18 protein-coding genes are annotated in these 22,944 nt (G+C 54.8%); 17 read left to right on the top strand and 1 reads right to left on the bottom strand.

Features of this window, described 5'->3' with window-relative positions:
• From BM323_RS05700 to BM323_RS05650, 11 genes are all read left to right on the top strand, one after another.
• A complete protein-coding gene (locus tag BM323_RS05700) occupies nucleotides 1-1,329 on the top strand; it encodes an MFS transporter (protein WP_036648590.1) in 1,329 nt (442 codons plus the stop codon).
• A 137-nt stretch (nucleotides 1,330-1,466) separates the two neighbouring features.
• Complete coding sequence (gene uhpT, locus BM323_RS05695; protein ID WP_008105344.1) at nucleotides 1,467-2,858, top strand: hexose-6-phosphate:phosphate antiporter; 1,392 nt, start codon at nucleotides 1,467-1,469, stop codon at nucleotides 2,856-2,858.
• A 230-nt stretch (nucleotides 2,859-3,088) separates the two neighbouring features.
• Nucleotides 3,089-4,057: an HNH endonuclease signature motif containing protein gene (locus BM323_RS05690; protein WP_008105342.1), complete on the top strand. Its 969-nt coding sequence runs from the start codon at nucleotides 3,089-3,091 to the stop codon at nucleotides 4,055-4,057.
• 143 nt (nucleotides 4,058-4,200) lie between these two features.
• Nucleotides 4,201-4,923 (top strand): RNA polymerase sigma factor FliA, encoded by a 723-nt coding sequence (locus BM323_RS05685; RefSeq protein ID WP_007891379.1) that lies wholly within the window; start codon nucleotides 4,201-4,203, stop codon nucleotides 4,921-4,923.
• Between the two features lie 51 nt (nucleotides 4,924-4,974).
• The gene (gene fliZ, locus BM323_RS05680) at nucleotides 4,975-5,478 is read left to right on the top strand and encodes a flagella biosynthesis regulatory protein FliZ (protein WP_007891377.1); all 504 of its coding nucleotides are present in this window, start codon (nucleotides 4,975-4,977) and stop codon (nucleotides 5,476-5,478) included.
• 131 nt (nucleotides 5,479-5,609) lie between these two features.
• The gene (locus BM323_RS05675; protein ID WP_008105339.1) at nucleotides 5,610-6,596 is read left to right on the top strand and encodes a D-cysteine desulfhydrase; all 987 of its coding nucleotides are present in this window, start codon (nucleotides 5,610-5,612) and stop codon (nucleotides 6,594-6,596) included.
• A gap of 107 nt (nucleotides 6,597-6,703) precedes the next feature.
• Nucleotides 6,704-7,504, top strand: a complete 801-nt coding sequence (gene tcyJ, locus BM323_RS05670) for a cystine ABC transporter substrate-binding protein (RefSeq protein WP_036648575.1) — start codon at nucleotides 6,704-6,706, stop codon at nucleotides 7,502-7,504.
• On the top strand, nucleotides 7,504-8,172 hold the full coding sequence (tcyL, locus tag BM323_RS05665) for a cystine ABC transporter permease (protein ID WP_008105335.1): 669 nt from the start codon (nucleotides 7,504-7,506) through the stop codon (nucleotides 8,170-8,172). Before tcyJ ends, tcyL begins: the two co-directional genes overlap by 1 nt.
• A complete protein-coding gene (gene tcyN, locus BM323_RS05660) occupies nucleotides 8,169-8,921 on the top strand; it encodes an L-cystine ABC transporter ATP-binding protein TcyN (protein ID WP_008105333.1) in 753 nt (250 codons plus the stop codon). The genes tcyL and tcyN overlap by 4 nt, the downstream gene beginning before the upstream one ends.
• 357 nt (nucleotides 8,922-9,278) lie before the next feature.
• The gene (locus BM323_RS05655; RefSeq protein ID WP_008105331.1) at nucleotides 9,279-10,367 is read left to right on the top strand and encodes an acyltransferase family protein; all 1,089 of its coding nucleotides are present in this window, start codon (nucleotides 9,279-9,281) and stop codon (nucleotides 10,365-10,367) included.
• 454 nt (nucleotides 10,368-10,821) lie between these two features.
• On the top strand, nucleotides 10,822-11,904 hold the full coding sequence (locus BM323_RS05650; protein WP_008105329.1) for an acyltransferase family protein: 1,083 nt from the start codon (nucleotides 10,822-10,824) through the stop codon (nucleotides 11,902-11,904).
• 39 nt (nucleotides 11,905-11,943) lie between these two features.
• Here the strand turns inward: BM323_RS05650 and putA are convergent, their stop codons facing one another.
• Nucleotides 11,944-15,888: a trifunctional transcriptional regulator/proline dehydrogenase/L-glutamate gamma-semialdehyde dehydrogenase gene (gene putA, locus BM323_RS05645; RefSeq protein ID WP_008105327.1), complete on the bottom strand. Its 3,945-nt coding sequence runs from the start codon at nucleotides 15,886-15,888 to the stop codon at nucleotides 11,944-11,946.
• 391 nt (nucleotides 15,889-16,279) lie between these two features.
• On the opposite strand from putA, the gene putP reads away from it, so the two are divergent.
• From putP to phoH, 6 genes are all read left to right on the top strand, one after another.
• Complete coding sequence (gene putP, locus BM323_RS05640; protein WP_008105326.1) at nucleotides 16,280-17,764, top strand: sodium/proline symporter PutP; 1,485 nt, start codon at nucleotides 16,280-16,282, stop codon at nucleotides 17,762-17,764.
• Between the two features lie 218 nt (nucleotides 17,765-17,982).
• Nucleotides 17,983-18,816 carry an iron uptake transporter permease EfeU gene (efeU, locus tag BM323_RS05635; protein WP_008105324.1) on the top strand — a complete coding sequence of 278 codons (834 nt, stop codon included), beginning with the start codon at nucleotides 17,983-17,985 and terminating at the stop codon, nucleotides 18,814-18,816.
• 54 nt (nucleotides 18,817-18,870) lie between these two features.
• Nucleotides 18,871-19,989 carry an iron uptake system protein EfeO gene (gene efeO, locus BM323_RS05630; protein WP_008105323.1) on the top strand — a complete coding sequence of 373 codons (1,119 nt, stop codon included), beginning with the start codon at nucleotides 18,871-18,873 and terminating at the stop codon, nucleotides 19,987-19,989.
• Nucleotides 19,990-19,991: 2 nt separating this feature from the next.
• Nucleotides 19,992-21,269, top strand: coding sequence for an iron uptake transporter deferrochelatase/peroxidase subunit (gene efeB / locus BM323_RS05625; RefSeq protein ID WP_008105321.1), 1,278 nt, complete (start codon nucleotides 19,992-19,994; stop codon nucleotides 21,267-21,269).
• A 297-nt stretch (nucleotides 21,270-21,566) separates the two neighbouring features.
• Nucleotides 21,567-21,770, top strand: a complete 204-nt coding sequence (locus tag BM323_RS05620) for a hypothetical protein (RefSeq protein ID WP_008105320.1) — start codon at nucleotides 21,567-21,569, stop codon at nucleotides 21,768-21,770.
• Nucleotides 21,771-21,842: 72 nt separating this feature from the next.
• Nucleotides 21,843-22,631, top strand: a complete 789-nt coding sequence (gene phoH / locus BM323_RS05615; RefSeq protein ID WP_008105319.1) for a phosphate starvation-inducible protein PhoH — start codon at nucleotides 21,843-21,845, stop codon at nucleotides 22,629-22,631.
• Nucleotides 22,632-22,944 lie beyond the last annotated feature (313 nt).

Here is a 22,944-nt window from a genome sequence, read left to right as displayed (position 1 = left end):
ATGTTCAGATTTCTCAAAGCGCCAGCCAGCGCGCAGCCAATCGGGGATAAAGCGACCATTGATGCGCGCTATCGTTACTGGCGTCGCCATATCATGATCACCATCTGGCTCGGCTACGCGCTGTTCTATTTCACCCGTAAAAGCTTTAACGCCGCGTCGCCGGAAATTCTGGCGGCGGGCGTGATGACGCGCACGGATATCGGCCTGCTGGCGACGCTGTTTTACATCACTTACGGTCTGTCGAAGTTTTTCTCTGGCATCGTTAGCGATCGTTCCAATGCGCGCTATTTCATGGGCATTGGGCTGATAGCGACGGGCGTGGTGAATATTCTGTTTGGCTTCTCCACCTCGCTGTGGGCATTCGCCTTGTTGTGGGTGTTGAATGCCTTTTTCCAGGGATGGGGATCGCCGGTCTGTGCGCGTCTGCTCACCAGCTGGTTTTCTCGCACCGAACGCGGCGGTTGGTGGGCGCTGTGGAATACGGCACAAAACGTCGGCGGTGCGCTTATCCCGATGATCGTTGGGGCCGCCGCGCTGCATTATGGCTGGCGCGCCGGCATGATGATTGCTGGCGGGCTGGCGATTGTCGCCGGCATTTTCCTCTGCTGGCGACTGCGCGATCGCCCGCAAACCGTAGGATTACCGCCGGTCGGGGACTGGCGCCACGATGCGCTGGAAATCGCCCAGCAGCAAGAGGGCGCGGGGCTGAGTCACAAAGAGATCCTCGCCAAATATGTGCTGCTCAACCCTTACATCTGGCTGCTGTCACTGTGTTACGTGCTGGTTTACGTGGTGCGTGCCGCGATCAACGACTGGGGAAATCTCTATATGTCCGAGACGCTGGGCGTGAATCTGGTGACGGCTAACTCGGCGGTGACCATGTTTGAACTCGGTGGCTTCGGTGGCGCGTTAGTGGCGGGATGGGGATCGGATAAATTATTCAACGGCAATCGTGGCCCGATGAACCTGATCTTTGCCGCCGGCATTTTGCTGTCAGTGGGATCGCTGTGGCTGATGCCGTTTGCCAGCTACGTGATGCAGGCTGCGTGTTTCTTTACCATCGGCTTTTTTGTCTTCGGCCCGCAGATGTTGATCGGCATGGCGGCGGCCGAGTGTTCGCACAAAGATGCGGCGGGCGCAGCGACCGGATTTGTTGGACTGTTTGCCTATCTGGGCGCGTCGCTTTCAGGCTGGCCGCTGGCGCGGGTGATTGATGTCTGGCACTGGAGCGGCTTTTTCGCGGTCATCGCCTGCGCGGCGGGCATTTCGGCCCTGCTACTGTTGCCGTTCTTGCATGCTCAAACGCCGCGCCAGCGCGAGGAAGTGTGATGCATCCCCGCTTTTTGCGCTTATATCTATAAAACTAAGAAATTTTCCCGGTTGCGCCGGGCAGTTGTCTCAGGCCGAAACCGCTGCTGATTTTTACAATGCCTGCCATCACGCAGGTCATTAATCAGGAGCACTCCATGCTGGCTTTCTTAAATCAGGTGCGCAAGCCGACCCTGAATCTGTCGCTCGACGAGCGGCGCAAGATGTGGTTCAAACCCTTTATGCAGTCCTATCTGGTGGTCTTTATCGGCTACCTGACCATGTATCTGATCCGCAAAAACTTCAACATTGCGCAGAACGACATGATCACCACCTACGGACTCAGCATGACGCAGTTGGGGATGATTGGCCTCGGCTTTTCCATCACTTACGGCGTCGGTAAAACGCTGGTTTCCTATTACGCCGATGGTAAAAACACCAAGCAGTTCCTGCCGTTTATGCTGATCCTCTCAGCAATCTGCATGCTGGGCTTCAGCGCCAGCATGGGCGCCGGTTCAGTGAGTTTGTTCCTGATGATCGCGTTTTATGCGCTGAGTGGCTTCTTCCAAAGTACCGGCGGCTCCTGTAGTTATTCCACCATCACCAAGTGGACGCCTCGTCGTAAACGCGGCAGCTATCTCGGCATGTGGAACATTTCGCATAACCTCGGCGGCGCGGGTGCGGCCGGTGTGGCGCTGTTTGGTGCCAACTACCTTTTCGATGGTCATGTGGTCGGCATGTTTGTGTTTCCGTCACTGATTGCGCTGGTCGTCGGTTTTATCGGTCTGCGCTACGGCAGTGATTCTCCCGAATCCTACGGTCTGGGCAAAGCCGAAGAGCTGTTTGGTGAAGAGATCAGCGAAGAGGATAAGGAAACTGAAGATCAGGCGATGACCAAATGGCAGATCTTTGTTGAGTACGTGCTGAAAAACAAAGTGATTTGGCTGCTGTGCTTCGCCAACATCTTCCTGTATGTGGTGCGCATTGGTATCGATCAGTGGTCGACGGTGTATGCCTATCAGGAGTTAAAACTCTCAAAAGAGGTGGCGATTCAGGGCTTCACGCTGTTTGAAGTCGGTGCGTTAGTCGGCACGCTGCTGTGGGGATGGTTGTCGGATCTGGCGAATGGTCGTCGTGCGCTGGTGGCATGTGTGGCGCTGGCGTTGATTATCGCCACGCTCGGCATCTATCAACATGCCAGCAATCAGTATGTCTATCTGGCGTCGCTGTTTGCTCTGGGCTTCCTGGTGTTTGGTCCGCAACTGTTAATTGGCGTTGCCGCCGTCGGCTTTGTGCCGAAAAAAGCCATTGGCGCCGCCGATGGCATCAAAGGCACCTTTGCTTACCTGATTGGCGACAGCTTTGCTAAGTTAGGCTTAGGCATGATTGCGGATGGCACGCCAATCTTTGGCTTAACCGGTTGGGCCGGGACCTTTGCCGCGCTCGATGCGGCAGCCATCGGCTGTATCGCCCTGATGGCGCTGGTGGCGGTGTTTGAAGAGCGTAAGATCCGCCGTGAGAAACGCCTGCAACGGCTCAAAGCGGCTTAGTCGCAAGAGAAGTAAATTGGTCGCCATTCATGGCGACCTGGAACAAAACCAACCCAGTGATTCCTTCTGCACTAATCCAAATCACATCCCAACAAAAACAAAGATTTTACCGACCACCAAACATCCTCAGAAAAGTAACTGTCTTGTTACAGTCCACATCAAATTTGCCGATAACTCCCCTCAGAATCATTCCAATTTTTGAACCACTTTTTTCCGTTTCTGGGGTGTCTATGCGCTTCAATTATGACTTGTTACCGGGTGAGCTGCTGACCTTCGAAGAGATTGCCCTGCGCTATACGCAGCAGCATCCCGACGAGAAAGAGCTTACCGCACGCGGGTTGCTGAGCCCGTCGACCAGCTTTCGCAATTTGGTGATCCGCGCGCTGTTCGCGCAGGAGGAGATTAACAGCCCGATCGAGGATCTGCTGTTTGTCTCGGACGACAACGAGCGCAAAAATTATCTGCGTCGCTTTGAGCACTACCTGAAAAACCAGCAGGCGTTTCTCTACTTTCGTCGTAATGATGAAGCGCGCAAAGAGGGGCGCTGGAAAGTGGTGGGCGAAACACAGGTGTTTGCCATGCTCGATCCCAACTCGGCGGCGGCGCAGAATCTGCTGAACAGTCGCGGCTTTAAGCTGGTGCTGATGCGCCAGACCGAGGAAGAGGAGTACTGGCAGCTATTTGATGCGCAGGCACATCCGTGCTTTCCGCTGTCACGCAAAATCCAGTTTCTGGTGGTGCTGAGCACGCCGCAATACAAAGTGCCGAGCGGCGTGATGCCTGGCACCGAAGTCGGACGACGCGTGAAAGCCAAAGTGTTGCAACGCACCAGCCAGGCGGAGTTCACTTCGGCGGTGAAAGCACGTTACGGCGCCTGCATCATCACCGGCACGCAGTTGACCGAACGTCACAGCTGGCCGTGGGTGGAAGCCTGCTACATCGACACGCAAGAGAATGAAGAGGGCTTTCTGGCGGATAACAGCGCAGATAACGGCTTATTCCTGCGCAGCGACCTGCAGCGGCTGTTTATCAACAAAATGATAAGCATCAACGCGGAAACCGGTCAGGTGCTGTTTAATCCCGCGCTGGAAACTGAAGCGTTGATTACCCCTTTTTATCAGGCACTTGAGGGCAAAGTTTGCGCATTATGGGACGCGGTGCCGCCTGGCACGCGGGAAAGACTGCGTAATTTGCGCTAACCGCCGAGCGGATGGCGGTGCGATCCACCGCCATCCATAACAAATTTGAAATAACCTCGCTTTTGCCCGCCTATTCTGCCAATCAAAACCCCTACAGAATTGGATAATCATGCCGATAACTTTACTAACGCAGGGTAGTCAACGTGAACGATCTCTATACCGCCGATGGCGTGATGGATAAACATTCGCTCTGGCAGCGCTACGTTCCTCTGGTGCGGCATGAAGCGCTGCGCCTGCAGGTACGTTTGCCAGCCAGCGTTGAGCTTGACGATCTGCTGCAGGCCGGTGGCATTGGCTTATTGAATGCCGTGGAGCGCTACGATGCGCTACAGGGCACCGCCTTTACCACCTACGCCGTGCAGCGTATCCGGGGAGCAATGCTGGATGAACTGCGCAGTCGCGACTGGGCACCACGCAGCGTTCGCAGAAATGCGCGCGAAGTAGCAGGTGCCATGCATCAGGTAGAACAAGCGTTGGGGCGCTCGGCTACTGAGCAGGAAGTGGCTGAGCGACTGAATGTTTCGCTGGAGGAGTATCGGCAGATTCTGCTCGATACCAACAACAGCCAACTCTTCTCCTACGACGAGTATCGGGAAGAACACGGCGACAGTGCGGAGCTGGTGACGGAGGGGCATGAGGAAGCCAACCCGCTTCATCAGTTGTTGGAAGGAAACCTACGTGACCGCGTAATTGAAGCGATTGAGGCGTTGCCTGAACGTGAAAAACTCGTGCTCACACTGTACTACCAGGAAGAACTGAACCTGAAGGAGATTGGCGCGGTGCTGGAAGTGGGGGAATCCCGCGTCAGCCAACTGCACAGTCAGGCGATCAAACGCCTGCGTGCCCGATTATCGGGGGCGCGCTAACAGACTCAGTTCCTGGCGATCGAAAAAAACAATAAAACCGGGGACTCAGCAATGGGAGCCAAAGTTAAAGCCAGACCTTTAAGTCGCTATCTTAAAGACTATAAGCACAGCCAAAGCAATTGTTCACACTGTGGCAAAGTTTTAGATCGTATGGCGTTAGTCTTTCGCGGACAGATCATCAATAAAGAGGCCATCGCACGCATGGACCAAATGATTGACGATCAGGTGTGGATGAAACTCCAGCCAGAATTGACCGCCTTGTGTCGTTTCTGCAGCGATATTTTTTGTAATACCCATCCGAATTACTTCGACATTATGGCGTTTAAGCAATACCTGTTTGAGCAGACGGAGATGAGCCACAGTACCATACGCGAGTATGTGGTACGTTTGCGTCGGCTTGATGACATGCTGAAGGCGAAAAATTTCCCGGCCGATCGATTACGGGGCAATAGCTGGCATGAGTGTCTGGAGAACGATCTGCCTGATGCGGGTAATAACAATTACCGCATCGCACTGCGTAAATATGACCAGTTTTTAGGCTGGCAGCAGGGCTGATGGTGAATCCACCCTTGTTGTTGTCGAGCATGACAGCAACAAGGGCAGCACGCGGTGAATTCCGGGTGCGACTTTTCTCATCTTCTGCAACACTGTATGGATAACTGCACATTGCCCGAATGGAGGCTGCATTGTCCTTACATCTTCTGCACCAGTTCCCACGTCTTGAATTACTCGGTGCACCTACGCCGCTTGAGCATTTGCCACGGCTTTCTGACTATCTTGGTCGCGATATCTTTATTAAGCGCGATGACTTCACGCCCGTTGCTCTCGGCGGCAACAAACTGCGTAAACTCGAATTTCTGGCTGCGGATGCGCTGCGTGAAGGCGCGGATGTGCTGCTGACGGCGGGCGCTATTCAATCTAACCACGTACGTCAAACTGCAGCCGTGGCCGCGAAGCTCGGCCTGAAGTGCGTGGCGCTGCTGGAAAACCCGATTGGCACTACAGCAGAAAACTACCTCAGCAACGGCAACCGCTTGCTGCTCGATTTGATGGATGTGGAAATCGTCATGGTCGATGCGCTGCACAATCCCACTGAACAGCTGGCCGCGCAGGCCGAACACCTCGAAGCGCAGGGGTTCCGTCCTTACATTGTGCCGGTTGGCGGCTCCAATGCGCTCGGTGCGCTTGGTTACGTTGAGTGCGCGCAGGAGATTGCCCATCAAAGCGAAGGCGTGGTGGATTTCGCTGCGGTGGTGGTGGCTTCCGGCAGCGCCGGCACGCACGCTGGTTTGGCGATTGGTCTGGAGCAGCTGCTGCCAGAAACCGAGCTGGTGGGCGTCACCGTATCGCGCAAAGTCGAGGCGCAGCTGCCGGTGGTGGAACGCATTCGTAGCGCGTTGGCTGAGCAGCTGGAAGTGCAGGCCAAAGCGCCGATCACCTTGTGGGATGATTACTTCGCGCCGCGTTACGGCGAGCCGAACGAAGAGGGCATGGCGGCGGTGAAACTGCTGGCGCGGCTCGAAGGCATCATGCTCGATCCGGTGTATACCGGCAAAGCGATGGCGGGATTAATCGATGGCATTGCGCAAAATCGCTTCCGTCGTGAAGGTCCGCTGCTGTTCGTGCATACCGGTGGATCGCCGGCGTTATTTGCTTATCACCCTTCGATCTGAGACAGAACGTAAAAACGGTTTATAATCCGGCGGTTATTCAGAAGAGGTCGCCATGAATGGCGACCCTTCAAAGCACACAACAACACATCACAATAAATGGGGTAAACATGATTTTCTCTCCTATTCGTCGCCAAATGGTGATGGGCATGATGGCGGTCGCGCTGGTTGCGGGCGTTAACGTTAAATCCTTCGCCGCCGAAGATTTGCTGGCAAAAGTGAAGAGTAAAGGTGAGCTGCGCGTCGGTCTGGAAGGCACTTATCCGCCGTTCAGTTTCCAGGACGAAAAAGGCCAGCTGACCGGTTTTGAAGTGGAATTCGCGCAGGAGCTGGCGAAACACCTCGGCGTGAAAGCCGATCTGCGTCCTACCAAATGGGATGGCATGCTGGCCTCGCTGGATTCCAAACGCATCGATGTGGTGATCAATCAGGTCACTATTTCTCCAGAGCGTAAGAAGAAGTATGACTTCTCCACGCCGTACACCATCTCTGGTGTGCAGGCGCTGACGCTGAAGAAAAACGCGGCCACCGTCACCAAGCCAGACGATCTGGCAGGAAAGAAAGTCGGCGTCGGCCTCGGCTCCAACTACGAGCAGTGGCTGAAAGATAACGTGCCGAAAGCCGATGTGCGTACCTATGATGATGACCCGACCAAATATCAGGATCTGCGTTCAGGCCGTTTAGACGCCATTCTGGTGGACCGCTTAGCGGCGCTGGATCTGGTGAAGAAAACCGGCGACACCATGGCGGTGGCTGGCCCGGCCTTCTCCCGCCTGGAATCGGGCGTGGCGCTGCGTAAAGGCAACGACGATCTGCTGAAAGCGATCGACTCTGCTATCGCGGACATGCAGAAAGATGGCTCGCTGAGCAAACTGTCTGAGAAATGGTTCGGCGCGGACGTCACTAAATAATGCAGGAAAGCTTACAACTGGTGCTGGATTCAGCACCATTTTTACTGAAAGGCGCGCTGTTCACGCTGCAGCTGAGTATCGGCGGGATGTTCTTCGGCCTGATACTCGGCTTCGTGCTGGCGCTGATGCGTCTGTCGCACTTCTGGCCGATCAACTGGCTGGCGCGCATCTACGTGTCGATTTTCCGTGGCACGCCGCTCATCGCTCAACTGTTTATGATCTATTACGGTCTGCCGCAGTTTGGTATCGAGCTGGATCCGATTCCGTCGGCGATGATTGGTCTGTCGCTGAATACCGCCGCTTACGCTTCTGAATCATTGCGTGGCGCGATTGCCTCGATTGAACGCGGGCAGTGGGAAGCTGCTGCCAGCATCGGCATGACGCCGTGGCAAACGCTGCGTCGCGTGATCCTGCCGCAGGCCGCGCGCACCGCGCTGCCGCCGCTGGGCAACAGCTTTATCAGCCTGGTGAAAGATACCTCGCTGGCCGCCACCATTCAGGTGCCGGAGCTGTTCCGTCAGGCGCAGCTGATCACCTCACGGACGCTGGAAGTGTTCACCATGTATCTGGCGGCCTCGCTGATTTACTGGGTGATGGCGACCGTGCTGTCGGCGTTGCAAAACCGCCTTGAAGCGCATGTGAATCGACAGGATCGGGAGGGCAAATGAGTGCAATTGAAGTCCGTCAGCTGGTGAAACAGTTTCACGGCCAGACGGTGCTGCACGGCATCGATCTCGACGTGGCGCCAGGCGAAGTGGTGGCAATTATCGGGCCGAGCGGTTCCGGTAAAACCACGCTGCTGCGCAGTATCAATCTGCTGGAAGTGCCGGAAAGCGGACGTATCAAAGTCGGTGATATCGCCATTGATGCGGCGCTCGGCCTCAATAAGCAGAAGCAGCTGGTGCGCCAGTTGCGTCAGCAGGTTGGCTTTGTGTTCCAGAACTTCAATCTGTTCCCGCACCGTTCGGTGCTGGAGAACATCATTGAAGGGCCGGTGATCGTCAAGGGCGAACCGAAGGCAGAAGCCATCGCGCGGGCGCGCAGTTTGCTGGAGAAAGTGGGATTGCACGGCAAGGAAGAGAGTTTCCCGCGTCGTCTTTCCGGCGGGCAGCAACAGCGTGTGGCGATTGCGCGCGCGCTGGCGATGCGTCCGGAAGTGATTCTGTTCGATGAGCCGACCTCGGCGCTTGATCCTGAGCTTGTGGGCGAGGTGCTTAACACCATTCGCGCGCTGGCGCAGGAGAAACGCACCATGGTGATCGTCACCCATGAGATGAGCTTTGCGCGTGACGTCGCGGATCGCGCCATATTTATGGATCAGGGACGCATCGTGGAGCAGGGCGCGGCAAAAGAGCTGTTTAGTAACCCGCAGCAGGCGCGTACCCGGCAATTTCTTGACAAGTTTTTGAACCAGTGATTTAAACGGCAGGTCACCCTAACTGGCGACCCTACAAGACCATGCGCATCCTGCACGTTACATCGTAGGGTGCGCATTCATGCGCACCGCTTAACCGCTCATCGATATTTCTACTCAATTGCAAGACTTTCAATAAAGAAATAACCGGTTTTAACTCATTATCTGCTGGTCTTTATCTCTCGGTTTTATCCTAAAGTTAATTTCATAATTAAATATAACGCAATGAATCTAAAGATAAATTAACTTTTTATCGCCTTAGTGCTTCCGAGATTTTTCTTATTAGGAAAGTCCTGATTGAGACATCTTTGTAAATATAAATAATTCTTTACAAATTCATGGCGCAATTAGGACATAGCAATGACGACTGCCAGGAAAGAGGTCCTCTGGATCAACACGCTCAAAGGGGGCTGCATTTTGATGGTGGTGTTACATCACTCCATCATCACCACGTTCGCGCCTTCGCTGCATCATCTCACCGCTGGACTGCTGCCAGCGCACTGGTGGGTGGCGTTTAACACCTATCTGTCTCCGCTGCGCATGCCGGCTTTCTTCTTTGTTTCCGGTTTGCTGGCCGCCAGCTCAATCACCAAAAAGAGCTGGAAAGAGGTGTTCACTAAAAAGTTCAGCAACATCGTCTATCTCTACCTGCTGTGGGGCGTGATTCAGTGGTTAAGCATTCACTACATCTCCACACATCTGGGTGAACGGCTCTCCAGCACCAAAAACGCCGCCTATGCCGACACGCCGTTTGAGTTCGTTAAGCTGCTGATGACCTCAATGACCAGCCTGTGGTATCTCTACGCGCTGGCCGGATTCTTCCTGTTCACCAAGCTTTTCCACAAACAGAAGCTGGCCTTGATGGCGCTGGCGATTGTCGCCACCTACGCGGCGCAGTTCAGCCTGATTCCCGGCTGGGGACCTGCCAGCGTGGCGCAGAACTATCTCTACTTCCTGCTCGGCGTGTTCTTCAGCCAGGCGTTGATTGAGTTGAGCGAGCTGAAGCGTCAGCACTGGTTGATGCTGGGCGGCATTGCGCTGATTGGCCTGCTGCATCATGTTGGCGGCATCTACAAAAATCCGTTTTACAGCCTGCTAACCATCGTGTTTGGCATTGTACTGTGCCGCTTCCTCAATGAACGATTCAATATGGCGTGGCTCAACTGGATTGGCCGCAACACGCTGCAAATCTACGTGCTGCACCGCATCTTTATTGAGCTGCTGGGGCTGAGTGCGATTGTGCTGGCGGTGCATTATGGCTGGTTTGACAATACCGCCTTTAGCTGGGCATGGGCGCTGCTAATGCCAATTACCGGCGTTGCGTTGTGTACCAGTATTTCGCTGCTGGTGTGGACTCTGCTCAATCGCGGTCCGGGCCGCATGCTATTTCTCTATCCGCGCCTGTTGCGTAAATCTGCGCTTGAGAACAAAAGCGCACCGCAGCAATAATTTAATCGGGCCAGTTTGCTGGCCCTGATTATGTTTGTTGGTTGGTCGCCATTAATGGCGTCCAATCAACTTCCTCGTTACCACAATGCAAATATTCACGCTTATCCATTTGCCACATTAAATAATTCTTTATTTAGGATTTGAATTTAATCTGGCATAAGAAAGGGTGGATTGTTCTTAATTTCCCTGCGCGACACCGCTCACACTTATTTTACTTAATAACCTATTAGTGACTCTAATTAAGGCAAATTTCCTTAGCCTGCTCAGGGTTCTATTTTTGTCTGGATCTGTAAAGTATTGTTATATCAGGACCACAAAAAAACATTTAGGACTTTCGCTACATCATGCCTTCGCCCGCTGTTTAATAATCGTTGAATAATCATAAATGCATCAACGCTTATTTCCTCAACCTTCTCCTTAAGACCTACACAGCAACAGCAGCGGGAGTCATCATATGAATAACGCCAGGAAAGAAGATATCGCATGGATAAATACCCTCAAGGGAGCCTGCATATTACTGGTGGTGTTGTATCACACCGTATTACCTGGATTCGAAGGCACGGTGAAATTATTGACGGCGGGTTGGATCCCAGCTGAAATATGGGTGCAGTTTAATACCGTATTGTCGCCGCTGCGTATGCCAGCGTTTTTCTTTGTATCGGGTTTATTAGCCACGAACGGTATTTTAAATCGGCCGTGGAAACAGGTGTTTACCAGCCGCATCACTAACCTGTTTTACCTCTATATTCTGTGGGGCTTTATTCAGTGGTGGTCGATTGTTGGCATATCAACCGAGATCACCGGACAGCGTATTTCGCAGAACCTCAATGCGGCGTATGCCGGTTCGCTGCTGGAGTTCTTAAAGCTCACGTTCCTCGCCATGAGCACCTCGTGGTATCTCTACGGCTTAGCGCTCTATTTCCTGTGCGCCAAGATCTTTAAACAGCAGAAAGTGGCGTTGCTGGTGGTGGCAATTGCGCTGAACTATCTGGCGGTGGAGAAGATCATTCCGTATTGGGGACCACAAAGCGTGGCGCAGTATTTCCTGTTCTTCCTGCTGGGTGCTTTCTGGAGCCCGATGATGCTGCGTCTCAGTGAATGGCGACGCGATAACATTGTGCCGTGGGCGATATTGGCCGCGTTGTCTGGTCTGCACGTCATCTTTGGGTTGGATAAGAGTTTGTTCATGTGCATCCTTGCGGTGCTGTTCAGCGTGGCGGCGTGTCGCTGGTTGAATGCGCATTTCAAGATGAGCTATCTGAATTGGGTCGGGCGCAATACGCTGCAAATCTACGTGATTCACCGCATCTTCATTGAGTTCTTCGGCATGTCGGCGATTCTGTTCGCCCAGCGTCATCACTTGTTTGAGCAAGCGTGGTTCTCGATACTGTGGGCCTGCTTCTATCCGCTGGCGATCGTCGGGATTTGTTCGCTGTGTTCAGTGGCAGTGTGGCAAGTGACCAATCGTGGATTGGGGCAGTCGCTGTTTGTGTTTCCAACGCTGATTGGGTTGAAGCGAGGTAAGTCTGCGGCTTAAAAAAAGGTCGCCATTAATGGCGACCCTACGTTGTTACTGTTAACCGATGGTCATCAAACTCGCATTACCGCCCGCTGCGGCGGTATTGACGCTCAGTGAACGCTCAATCAGCAAACGTTCCAGCAGCAGATTGGTTTCGCCGCGCGCAAAGCCCTGCACCGAAACAATCGCGCCATCGCGTGCCGCGACCTGCTCACACAAACTGCGCAGCTGATCGGCATCACCGTGATAAATCACCGCATCAAACTCCGCCGCCAGCGCATCCTTCACCAGCTTGATGTGCGCTTGCACCTCCGCTGGTAAAGACTTACGCAGCGCACTATGAAGCTCATCATCCTGCCAGATGGCCTGGCTGCCAACGCTGGTCACTGCCGCCAACTGCGTCAGCGCATCTTCCGCGTTATCGGCGATGCACAGCACATGTTCGCGCGGTAGCAGGGTAAAGGTGTTGCGCTCGCCGGTTGGCCCCGGCAGCAGACGCACCGTACCGGCCTGCGCCAGCTCGTCGTAACGCTGACACAGCGCCAGCAGCTCAGGCTTATCCTGCGCCCATTGCTGCAAGGCCTGATGCGCGCGCATCAACTCGGCACGCGCCGTGCTGTCAACCGGACGCTCGGCATCCTGACGATCAAAGGTGATGCGCAGCGCACCGTCTGGACGATTGGCCAGCAGGCGATACAGATAGAGCGGACCACCAGCTTTCGGACCAGTACCAGACAAACCTTCGCCGCCGAAAGGCTGCACGCCAACCACCGCACCCACCATATTGCGGTTCACGTACAGGTTGCCGACTTTAGCCGTCGCCGTTACCTGCGCGATGGTTTCATCGATACGCGTGTGCACGCCGAGCGTCAGGCCGTAACCCGACGCGTTAATCTGCTCGACCAGCTGCGGTAAGTTATTGCGCGAGAAACGCACCACGTGCAGTACCGGACCAAACACCTCTTTATCCAGATCGCTGACCTGATCCAGCTCAATCAGCGTCGGCTTAATAAAGGTGCCGCTGTTCCACTCTTTAGTGTCCTGCGGATTCTCTTGCGCCGCCTGATACACCTTGAAGCCTTTGTTGCGCAGCGCCTGAATGTGACGCTCGATATTGGCTTTGGCTTCGGCATCAATCACCGGGCCAATGTCGGTCGAGAGACGTTCCGGGTTGCCCATGCGGCACTCCGCCATCGCACCACGCAGCATTTTCAAGGTGTGATCGGCCACATCATCCTGCACACACAGCAGACGCAGCGCCGAGCAGCGTTGACCGGCGCTATCAAACGCCGAGGCAACGATATCGACAACCACCTGTTCGGTGAGCGCTGAGGAATCCACGATCATCGCGTTCATGCCGCCGGTTTCGGCGATCAGCGGCGTTGGACGCCCCTGAGGATCAAGACGACCGGCCAGATTGCGCTGCAGCAGCGTTGCAACCGCCGTTGAACCGGTAAACATCACACCGCGCACGCGCTCGTCGCCAGTCAGTTGCGCGCCCACGGTTTCGCCCTGGCCTGGCAACAGTTGCAGCACGCCAGCCGGCACGCCGGCATCCAGCAGAATTTGCACCGCCTGCGCGGCAATTAGCGGAGTTTGCTCTGCCGGTTTCGCCAGCACGCTGTTACCGGCTGCCAATGCTGCGGCAACTTGTCCGGCAAAGATTGCCAGCGGGAAGTTCCACGGACTGATGCACACTACCGGACCCAGCGGACGATGGGTTTCGTTATCGAAATCGTCGCGCACCATGCCCGCGTAGTAGTAGAGGAAATCGACCGCTTCACGCACTTCGGCGATGGCGTTGTTGTAGGTTTTACCGGCTTCACGCACCAGCAAGCCAATCAGCTGCTGCATCTGGCCTTCCATCGCTTCGGCAGCACGTTCCAGAATTGCGGCGCGCTCCTGCGGCGGTGTGGCGAACCAGATCGGACCGGCATTCACCGCCGCATCCAGCGCATCCGACACTTCGGCTTCGGTGGCTTCACGCACGCTGCCCACTACATCCGCTGGCGCGGCAGGATTCAGCACCGGGCGGCTCACGCCTTCGCCTAATTCACCTTCTACCAGCGGCTGGGCGATCCACGGCTGGCTGGCGCTGTTGAGCAGGGCGCTGGAAAGCGACGCCAGACGATGTTCGTTGGCCATATCCAGACCAGCAGAGTTGGCACGCTTGGCGCCATACAGATCGCGCGGCAGCGGGATTTTCGGATGCGGTAAACCTACCGCGCCTTCCGCGACGCCCATCTTCTCCACGGCAGCCACCGGATCGGCGACCAGCTCATCCAGCGGCAAGGTGTTATCGGCGATGCGGTTCACGAAGGAGGTATTGGCACCGTTCTCCAGCAGACGACGCACCAGATACGCCAGCAGCGTTTCGTGGGTGCCGACCGGTGCATAAATACGGCACGGACGATTCAGTTTGCCATCGGCGACTTTGCCAACCACCTGCTCGTACAGCGGTTCACCCATGCCATGCAGGCACTGGAATTCGTACTGGCCCGGATAATAGTTATTACCTGCCAGCTGGTAGATCGCTGCCAGCGTGTGCGCGTTGTGGGTAGCAAACTGCGGATAGATCAGGTTCGGTACCGCCAGCAGTTTGCGTGCGCAGGCCAGATAAGAGATGTCGGTGTACACCTTGCGGGTGTAAACCGGATAGCCTTCCAGGCCATCAATCTGCGCGCGCTTGATTTCGCTGTCCCAGTATGCGCCTTTTACCAGGCGGATCATCAGGCGGCGACGGCTGCGCTGCGCCAGGTCAATCAGCGAATCAATCACAAACGGACAGCGCTTCTGGTATGCCTGAATCACAAAGCCGATGCCGTTCCAGCCTTCCAGCTCCGGTTCGAAACAGAGTTTTTCCAGCAGGTCGAGCGACAGCTCAAGGCGGTCGGCTTCTTCCGCATCAATGTTGATACCGATGTCATACGAGCGCGCCAGCAGCGTCAGGGATTTGAGGATGGGATAAAGCTCGTCCATCACGCGTTCATACTGCGCGCGGCTGTAGCGCGGATGCAGCGCCGACAGCTTAATCGAGATGCCCGGACCTTCATAAATACCGCGACCATTCGACGCTTTGCCGATGGCGTGAATCGCCTGCTGATAGGACACCAAATAGGCTTTGGCATCGCTGGCGGTCAGCGCCGCTTCGCCCAGCATGTCGTAAGAGTAACGGAAACCTTTCTCTTCCAGCTTGCGCGCATTGGCCAGCGCTTCGGCGATGGTTTCACCGGTAACAAACTGCTCGCCCATCAGGCGCATCGCCATGTCGACGCCTTTGCGGATCAGCGGTTCGCCACTCTTGCCGATAATGCGATTGAGCGAGCGCGACAGGTTAGCTTCGTTGTGGGTAGAGACCAGACGGCCGGTAAACAGCAAGCCCCAGGTGGCGGCGTTGACGAACATCGACGGGCTGCGGCCCAGATGCGACTGCCAGTTGCCGTTGCTGATCTTGTCGCGGATCAGCGCATCACGCGTCGGTTTATCCGGAATACGCAGCAGCGCCTCCGCCAGACACATCAGCGCCACACCTTCCTGTGAAGAGAGCGAGAACTCCTGCAGCAAACTTTGCACCATGCCAGCGCGCCCGGTTGCACCTTTCTGGTGCCGCAACTTGTCGGCGAGGCTGTAAGCCAACTGATGGGTTTTCTCTGCCAGCGGGGCAGGGAGACGCGCTTGCTCCAGCAGCATCGGCACGGCATCGGTCTCAGGACGACGCCACGCGGCAGTGATCGCCGAACGCGTTACCGACTGCGGCAAAATGTGTTCTGCGAAGTCGAGGAAAGGCTGCAGTGACTCTTCTGGCACGCCTTCATCAGCCAGCGCATCGATTAACTGTTGCGGGATTTCCGGCACGGATTCACCGGCTTCCAGCTGCTCCAGATAGTTAAAAATGGCCTGTTTGATCAGCCAGTGTGATGTGCGGTCAAGTTTCTGTGCTGCCAGTTTAATGCGATCGCGGGTGGCTTCATCCAGCTTCACCCCCATGGTAGTGGTTCCCATGATGTCCTCGTCCTCGAAAATAGTGATTCATCGCTTGCGTGGCAGCAATATCACCTATGTTGCAACTTTGTGCAACCGATGTTGCTGGGCGGTCGCCATGAATGGCGACCCTACGAAGCCAGGCGTTTTCTGTAGGGGCGCCATTCATGGCGACCGAGGTGCAACCTTAATGTGATCGAGTGCAACCTCTGGGCAGAAAAAAAGCAGCATTAGTGTCACCAATGTGACAGCTGTGTTAAATGCATTGTGCGCGCCGCACCTTTGCGGCAGGATACCGCGCCTTAAGAGAAATCGCTTTCTCTGGATGCGGTCAAATCATGCCGTTGCCCCGTTCCGGCAGCGATGATTAGAAGATTTCTCTTAGTGGATCAAATAATAAGTGGAGAGTCAGATGAGTATAAGTACACCGATGTTGGTGACCTTTATCGTTTATATCCTTGGGATGGTGTTAATCGGTTTCATTGCTTACCGTTCAACCAAAAGTTTTGACGACTATATTCTCGGCGGACGTAGTTTGGGTAGCGTGGTTACCGCGCTGTCTGCCGGTGCTTCCGATATGAGCGGCTGGTTATTGATGGGCCTGCCGGGCGCCATTTTCCTATCTGGTATTTCAGAAAGCTGGATCGCCATCGGCCTGATTATTGGCGCATGGCTGAACTGGCGCATCGTTGCGGGACGTCTGCGCGTGCAGACCGAGCATCATGATAATGCATTAACCCTGCCAGACTTCTTCTCCAGCCGTTTCGAGGACAACAGCAAACTGCTGCGCGTTATCTCGGCAGTGGTGATTCTGATCTTCTTCACTATCTATTGTGCTTCTGGCGTGGTCGCGGGTGCGCGTCTGTTTGAAAGCACCTTTGGTATGGATTACCAGACCGCGCTGTGGGCCGGTGCCGCAGCCACCATTCTGTATACGCTGGTGGGCGGTTTCCTCGCGGTGAGCTGGACCGATACCGTACAAGCCAGCCTGATGATCTTTGCACTGATTCTGACGCCGGTGATTGTCATTGTCGCGGTAGGTGGCCTGGATGAATCGATGGCGGTGATTAAGGCGAAAAGCCTTGAGAATCTCGACATGCTGAAAGGGCTGAACTTTGTCGCGGTGATTTCGCTGCTCGGTTGGGGTCTCGGCTACTTTGGTCAGCCGCATATTCTGGCGCGCTTTATGGCGGCCGATTCACATCACACCATTCGCACTGCACGTCGCATCGGCATGATTTGGATGATCCTGTGCCTGGCGGGGGCGGTTGCCGTCGGCTTCTTTGGTATCGCTTATTTCCAGAACCATCCAGAACACGCGGCTAACGTGAGCCAGAACGGCGAGCGCGTGTTTATTGAGCTGGCGCGTATTCTGTTCAACCCGTGGATTGCCGGTATCTTACTCTCTGCGATTCTGGCAGCGGTGATGTCTACGCTGAGCTGTCAGCTGCTGGTGTGCTCCAGCGCCCTGACCGAAGACTTGTATAAAGGCTTCCTGCGCAAAAATGCCAGCCAGAAAGAGCTGGTGTGGGTAGGGCGCTTGATGGTGCTGCTGATTGCGTTGATCGCTATCTCGCTGGCGGCGAATCCGGAAAACCGCGTACTTGGTTTAGTCAGCTATGCGTGGGCAGGATTTGGTGCCGCGTTTGGTCCGGTAGTGTTGTTCGGCGTGTGCTGGAAGCGTATGACGCGCAACGGCGCGCTGGCCGGTATGGTGGTGGGTGCGCTGACCGTGTTGCTGTGGAAATCTTACGGTTACACCGATTTGTACGAAATCATTCCTGGCTTCGCCTTCGCCAGCATCGCGATTGTGGTGTTCAGCCTGTTGGGTCGTGGCCCATCTGAAGCCGCGCAGCAGCGCTTTGCCGCAGCCGAAGCCGAATACCAAAGCAAGTAACTCCGTAGGGTCGCCATTCATGGCGACCTCATTCCCACATCTGTAGGGTCGCCATTTATGGCGACCATCCCCCATCTTCCCGCTCTCCAACCCGCAAAATCAAAATTAATTTCCCGCTGTGACTTGTATTTCTCCCTGCGATAATGATAATCGATATCGTTCGCACTTTACGTTTTTTTACCCAAGCTTTACTCTTCTTAAAATTCAAGAGGTTGGTGATGTTCGTTCCCTTTCTCATCATGCTGCGCGAAGGTCTGGAAGCAGCGCTCATCGTCAGCCTGATTGCTAGCTATCTCAAACGCACCCAGCGCACCCAATGGTTTCCCGCGATGTGGGCTGGCGTATTTATCGCTGCCGCGCTCTGCTTAGCGTTGGGTATCTTCATCAATGAAACCACCGGTGAGTTCCCGCAAAAACAGCAGGAGCTGTTCGAAGGCATCGTCGCGGTGATTGCCGTGGTGATCCTGACATCAATGGTGTTCTGGATGCGCAAAGTCTCGCGCAATATCAAAGCCACGCTGGAAAAATCGGTCGATCAGGCGCTGCAGAAGCAGGGCGGCAGCGGCTTTCCACTGGTGCTGATGGTGTTTCTGGCGGTGGCGCGTGAAGGGCTGGAATCGGTGTTCTTCCTGTTGGCCGCTTTCACTCAGGATGTCGGGTATGCACCGCCGCTCGGCGCGGTGCTCGGCTTGGCTACTGCCGTGGCGCTGGGCTTTTTGCTCTATTACGGCGGCATTCGCCTCAACCTCGCGCACTTTTTCCGCTGGACCAGCTTGTTCATTCTGTTTGTTGCCGCCGGATTGGCTGCCGGTGCCATTCGCGCCTTCCACGAAGCCGGATTGTGGAATCACTTCCAGGATGTCGCGTTCGATATGAGCAACACGCTGTCAACGCACTCGGTATTCGGCACGCTGCTGGAAGGGATTTTGGGCTATCAGGAAGCGCCAAGCGTCAGCGAAGTGGCGATGTGGCTCATCTACCTTATTCCGGCGCTACTGCTGTTCTTCTTCCCGGCGCGACCTTCGATCAACGCGGCGCGCACCACTCGCTGAAATTAAATCAGGCGCGATTGCGCGCCTGTTCTTCCATGTAACAGGGATATCACTATGACGATTCGCTTCCGCCGTAAGGCGCTGTTGGTTGCTATGCTGGCGCTTTCCGGTGCCGCTTCTGCTGCTGCCGTCCCGCAAGTCACGGTTACCGTGACCGACAAACAATGTGAGCCGATGTCGCTCAACGTGCAGGCCGGTAAAACCCAGTTCATCATCAAAAACAACAGCCAGAAAGCGCTGGAGTGGGAGATTTTGAAAGGGGTGATGGTGGTGGAAGAGCGTGAAAACATCGCGCCAGGCTTCAGCCAGAAACTGACCGCCAATCTGGAAGCGGGCGAATATGACATGACCTGCGGCCTGCTGAGCAATCCGAAAGGCAAGCTGGTAGTGAGTGGTGATGCGAAGAAAGCAGCATCCGGCAAACCGGATGTGCTGGAGCTGGTTGGCCCTATCGCCGATTACAAAGTCTACGTAATGAACGAAGTGAAAGAGCTGGTGGCGGGCACCAAGGCGTTTACCGATGCGGTGAAAGCCGGTGACGTTGAGAAAGCCAAAGCCTTGTATGCGCCAACGCGCGTGCATTACGAGCGTATCGAACCGATCGCCGAGCTGTTCTCCGACCTCGATGGCAGAATTGATGCGCGTGAAGATGACTTCGAGAAGAAAAACGAAGATCCGAAATTCACCGGTTTCCACCGTCTGGAAAAAATCCTGTTCGCCGATAACACCACCAAAGGTGCCGAAGAGTTTGCCACTAAGTTGAATCAGGATGTGCTGGATCTGCAAACCCGCATCAGCGAACTGGCGTTCCCACCGGCGAAAGTGGTCGGCGGCGCGGCGGGTCTGATTGAAGAAGTGGCCTCCAGCAAAATCTCCGGTGAAGAAGACCGTTACAGCCGTACCGATCTCTCTGACTTCCAGGCCAACATTGATGGCGCGCAGAAAATCGTTGATCTGCTGCGTCCGCTGCTGCAGAAAAACAATCCGCAGCTGCTGGCGAAAGTGGATGCCAACTTCAAGAAAGTGGACGGCATTCTCAGCAAATATCGCACTAAAGACGGCTTTGAGTCGTACGAAAAACTGACCACCGCTGACCGTAATGCACTGAAAGGCCCGATTACCACGCTAGCGGAAGATCTCTCCCTGCTGCGTGGAACCTTGGGTCTCGACTGATCATGAGTGATAAAAATGACGCGGCGCAGCCGTCGCGTCGTCGATTATTGCAGGGATTAGGCATGTTGGGCGGCGCGGCCGCCCTCGGCGGCGGTTGTCCGTTCCACACGGCCGCCGCCGATAGCTTCTCTCCCGGCACGGTTGCACCCAACTCGCGCCAGCAGGCGCAACCTTTTTACGGCGATCATCAAGCCGGTATCGTTACGCCGCAGCAGGCCTCGATGATGCTGGTGGCGTTCGATGTGCTGGCCAGCGATAAAGCCGAGCTTGAACGTCTGTTTCGCTTGCTGACCGAGCGCTTCGCATTTCTCACGCAAGGTGGACCGGCGCCTGCTGTCACTAATCCGCAGCTGCCGCCGATGGATTCGGGGATTCTCGGTGCCGATATCGCGCCCGATAATCTCACCATGACCTTGTCGGTGGGCACCTCGCTGTTTGATGAGCGCTTCGGCTTAAGCAAACACAAGCCGGCGCAGCTGCAAACCATGACGCGTTTTCCCAACGATTCGCTGGATGCTGAACAGTGCCACGGCGACCTGCTGCTACAGATCTGCGCCAACACGCAGGACACGGTGATTCACGCGCTGCGTGACATCATCAAACGTACGCCGGATTTGCTGGCGGTGCGCTGGCGTCGTGACGGCTTTATTGCCGACCATGCGGCGCGCAGCAACGGTAAAGAAACGCCGATCAACCTGCTGGGGTTCAAAGATGGCACCGCCAATCCTGATACCCACAATCCAGCGTTGATGAACCAGCTGTTGTGGGTCACCGACGAGCAGCAGGAACCGGCGTGGACGCGCGGCGGCAGCTATCAGGCGGTGCGCATCATCCGTTTTCATGTCGAAATGTGGGACCGCACGCCGCTCGGCGAGCAGCAAACCATCTTCGGTCGTGAGAAGTTATCGGGAGCGCCGCTCGGCATGAAAAACGAGCATGACGTACCGGATTACAGCAAAGATCCCGATGGTGATTTAATTGCGCTGGATGCACATATTCGTCTCGCCAACCCACGTACACCGCAAACCGATAGCAGCTTGATGCTGCGGCGCGGTTACAGCTATTCCAGCGGTATTACCGGATCGGGTCAGCTGGATATGGGTTTATTGTTTGTTTGTTACCAGCATGATTTAGCCAAAGGCTTTATTACCGTGCAGCAGCGCCTGAATGGCGAAGCGCTGGAAGAATATATTCGCCCGATTGGTGGCGGATACTTTTTTGCGCTGCCGGGTGTGGCGGATAAAAACCATTATCTCGGGCAATCTTTACTGCAGGCCTGATTAATAAATGTGCAGCGCCTGCGTTGGCTAGCGATACGCAGGCGCGTTTGTTAAGCATTCCTTAAACTTTACGCTGGACGTAGTCGCTTCCGAATGTTCCTAAAAAGTTCTACCACCCACCAATAAACCATCCATTTGATAAATCTACAAAATTTAATTTAAGGTAAAAGACCTCAGGCTTCGCTTATCTTTTTTTCTTTATCGGGACGTAAAATTAATGTTGCAAACCACCGCAAATATGATGCACTTTATTCATAAGCGTTGTCAGTTGTGTGGCTAAGCCACTGGAGTTCGCGCATGATTCGTCTCTCTGTGGGACAGTTAAATAGTTTCAACACACGCAGTACACTGCGGGGGATTTCTTCCCTGCTAAACAACCTCTCTACTTTTCAAACATCGTTCTCGTTCAATCTCATTTTCTTTACCGGTGCGCGCCTGCGTCTCGGCGCTGATGCGTACCATTCTCACTGGCTCGACACGGCTTACAAGGAAGCCAACTAAACCTCTAAAGCGTTCAAGTCATCGCCGCGGGTGATCCGCCGCGATAAATGAAACCAACTGTAAGGTGCCACTATGGGAAGACAGAAAGCAGTGATCAAAGCACGTCGTGAAGCAAGACGCGTTATTCGTAGCGACTCTCGCAGTCACCGTCAGCGTGAAGAAGAATCGGTCACTTCGCTGGTGCAAATGGGTGGGTTGGATTCGATTGGTATGGCGCGTGATGCACGTGACCGCGGGCCGATTGAAGCCAGAAATGAAGCTCAGGCACACTATCTCCATGCCATAGAAACGAAACAGCTTATTTTCGCCACCGGTGAAGCCGGCTGCGGAAAAACCTGGATTAGCGCAGCCAAAGCGGCTGAGGCCCTGATCAATAAGGATATCGAAAGGATTATCGTGACGCGCCCGGTTCTGCAGGCGGATGAAGATCTCGGTTTCCTCCCCGGAGACATTTCCGAGAAATTCGCGCCTTATTTCCGACCGGTATATGACGTTCTGGTTAAACGTCTCGGCGCTTCCTTTATGCAATACTGCCTGCGGCCCGAAATTGCCAAGGTAGAGATCGCGCCCTTCGCCTACATGCGTGGACGTACCTTTGAAAATGCTGTGGTGATCCTTGATGAGGCACAAAACGTCACCGCCGCACAGATGAAGATGTTCCTGACTCGCCTGGGGGAAAACGTGACGGTTATCGTCAACGGCGATATCACCCAGTGCGACCTGCCTTCCCATGCTAAATCTGGTCTCGCCGATGCGTTAGCGCGCTTCGAAGAGGATGAGATGATTGGCGTGGTGCGTTTCGGCAAAGAGGATTGCGTCCGTTCAGCGCTGTGCCAACGCACGCTGCACGCTTACAGTTAACCGTTTGATTGAGAACGTAGCCTAAGCAAAACCCGGCGTGAGCCGGGTTTTTTATGTGCGGGATGATGGCATACAATCGGGCGGTTTTTTCTCAGCATCGCTTGCCCCAACCCCCGAATTTTCACTTTACGACAACGATTAATATCGCTTTATTATTTATCTTTGAAAAAGTGTCGCCTGCAAAAGTATCTCGACAATCCAAAAAATAATTTTGGGAATAATCCTGGATGCTTTTTCAGTGCTCATCAATGCCTTAACTCAAATCTTAAGAAATTTCCTATATAAATCAGATCACAAAGATCGCCTCGCTTTA

This window comes from Pantoea sp. YR525 (assembly GCF_900116775.1).
Taxonomy (GTDB): Bacteria; Pseudomonadota; Gammaproteobacteria; order Enterobacterales; family Enterobacteriaceae; genus Pantoea; species Pantoea symbiotica.
Note: the sequence above shows the minus strand (reverse complement) of the source record. Positions and strands in the feature narration are given on the sequence as shown.

What these genes read in the sequence shown, in the direction of transcription:
- BM323_RS05700 (WP_036648590.1), top strand. Translation starts at nt 1, where the DNA reads ATGTTCAGATTTCTCAAAGCGCCAGCCAGCGCGCAGCCAATCGGGGAT.
- uhpT (WP_008105344.1), top strand. Translation starts at nt 1,467, where the DNA reads ATGCTGGCTTTCTTAAATCAGGTGCGCAAGCCGACCCTGAATCTGTCG.
- BM323_RS05690 (WP_008105342.1), top strand. Translation starts at nt 3,089, where the DNA reads ATGCGCTTCAATTATGACTTGTTACCGGGTGAGCTGCTGACCTTCGAA.
- fliZ (WP_007891377.1), top strand. Translation starts at nt 4,975, where the DNA reads ATGGGAGCCAAAGTTAAAGCCAGACCTTTAAGTCGCTATCTTAAAGAC.
- tcyJ (WP_036648575.1), top strand. Translation starts at nt 6,704, where the DNA reads ATGATTTTCTCTCCTATTCGTCGCCAAATGGTGATGGGCATGATGGCG.
- tcyL (WP_008105335.1), top strand. Translation starts at nt 7,504, where the DNA reads ATGCAGGAAAGCTTACAACTGGTGCTGGATTCAGCACCATTTTTACTG.
- tcyN (WP_008105333.1), top strand. Translation starts at nt 8,169, where the DNA reads ATGAGTGCAATTGAAGTCCGTCAGCTGGTGAAACAGTTTCACGGCCAG.
- BM323_RS05655 (WP_008105331.1), top strand. Translation starts at nt 9,279, where the DNA reads ATGACGACTGCCAGGAAAGAGGTCCTCTGGATCAACACGCTCAAAGGG.
- BM323_RS05650 (WP_008105329.1), top strand. Translation starts at nt 10,822, where the DNA reads ATGAATAACGCCAGGAAAGAAGATATCGCATGGATAAATACCCTCAAG.
- putA (WP_008105327.1), bottom strand. Translation starts at nt 15,888, where the DNA reads ATGGGAACCACTACCATGGGGGTGAAGCTGGATGAAGCCACCCGCGAT.
- putP (WP_008105326.1), top strand. Translation starts at nt 16,280, where the DNA reads ATGAGTATAAGTACACCGATGTTGGTGACCTTTATCGTTTATATCCTT.
- efeU (WP_008105324.1), top strand. Translation starts at nt 17,983, where the DNA reads ATGTTCGTTCCCTTTCTCATCATGCTGCGCGAAGGTCTGGAAGCAGCG.
- efeO (WP_008105323.1), top strand. Translation starts at nt 18,871, where the DNA reads ATGACGATTCGCTTCCGCCGTAAGGCGCTGTTGGTTGCTATGCTGGCG.
- efeB (WP_008105321.1), top strand. Translation starts at nt 19,992, where the DNA reads ATGAGTGATAAAAATGACGCGGCGCAGCCGTCGCGTCGTCGATTATTG.
- BM323_RS05620 (WP_008105320.1), top strand. Translation starts at nt 21,567, where the DNA reads ATGATTCGTCTCTCTGTGGGACAGTTAAATAGTTTCAACACACGCAGT.
- phoH (WP_008105319.1), top strand. Translation starts at nt 21,843, where the DNA reads ATGGGAAGACAGAAAGCAGTGATCAAAGCACGTCGTGAAGCAAGACGC.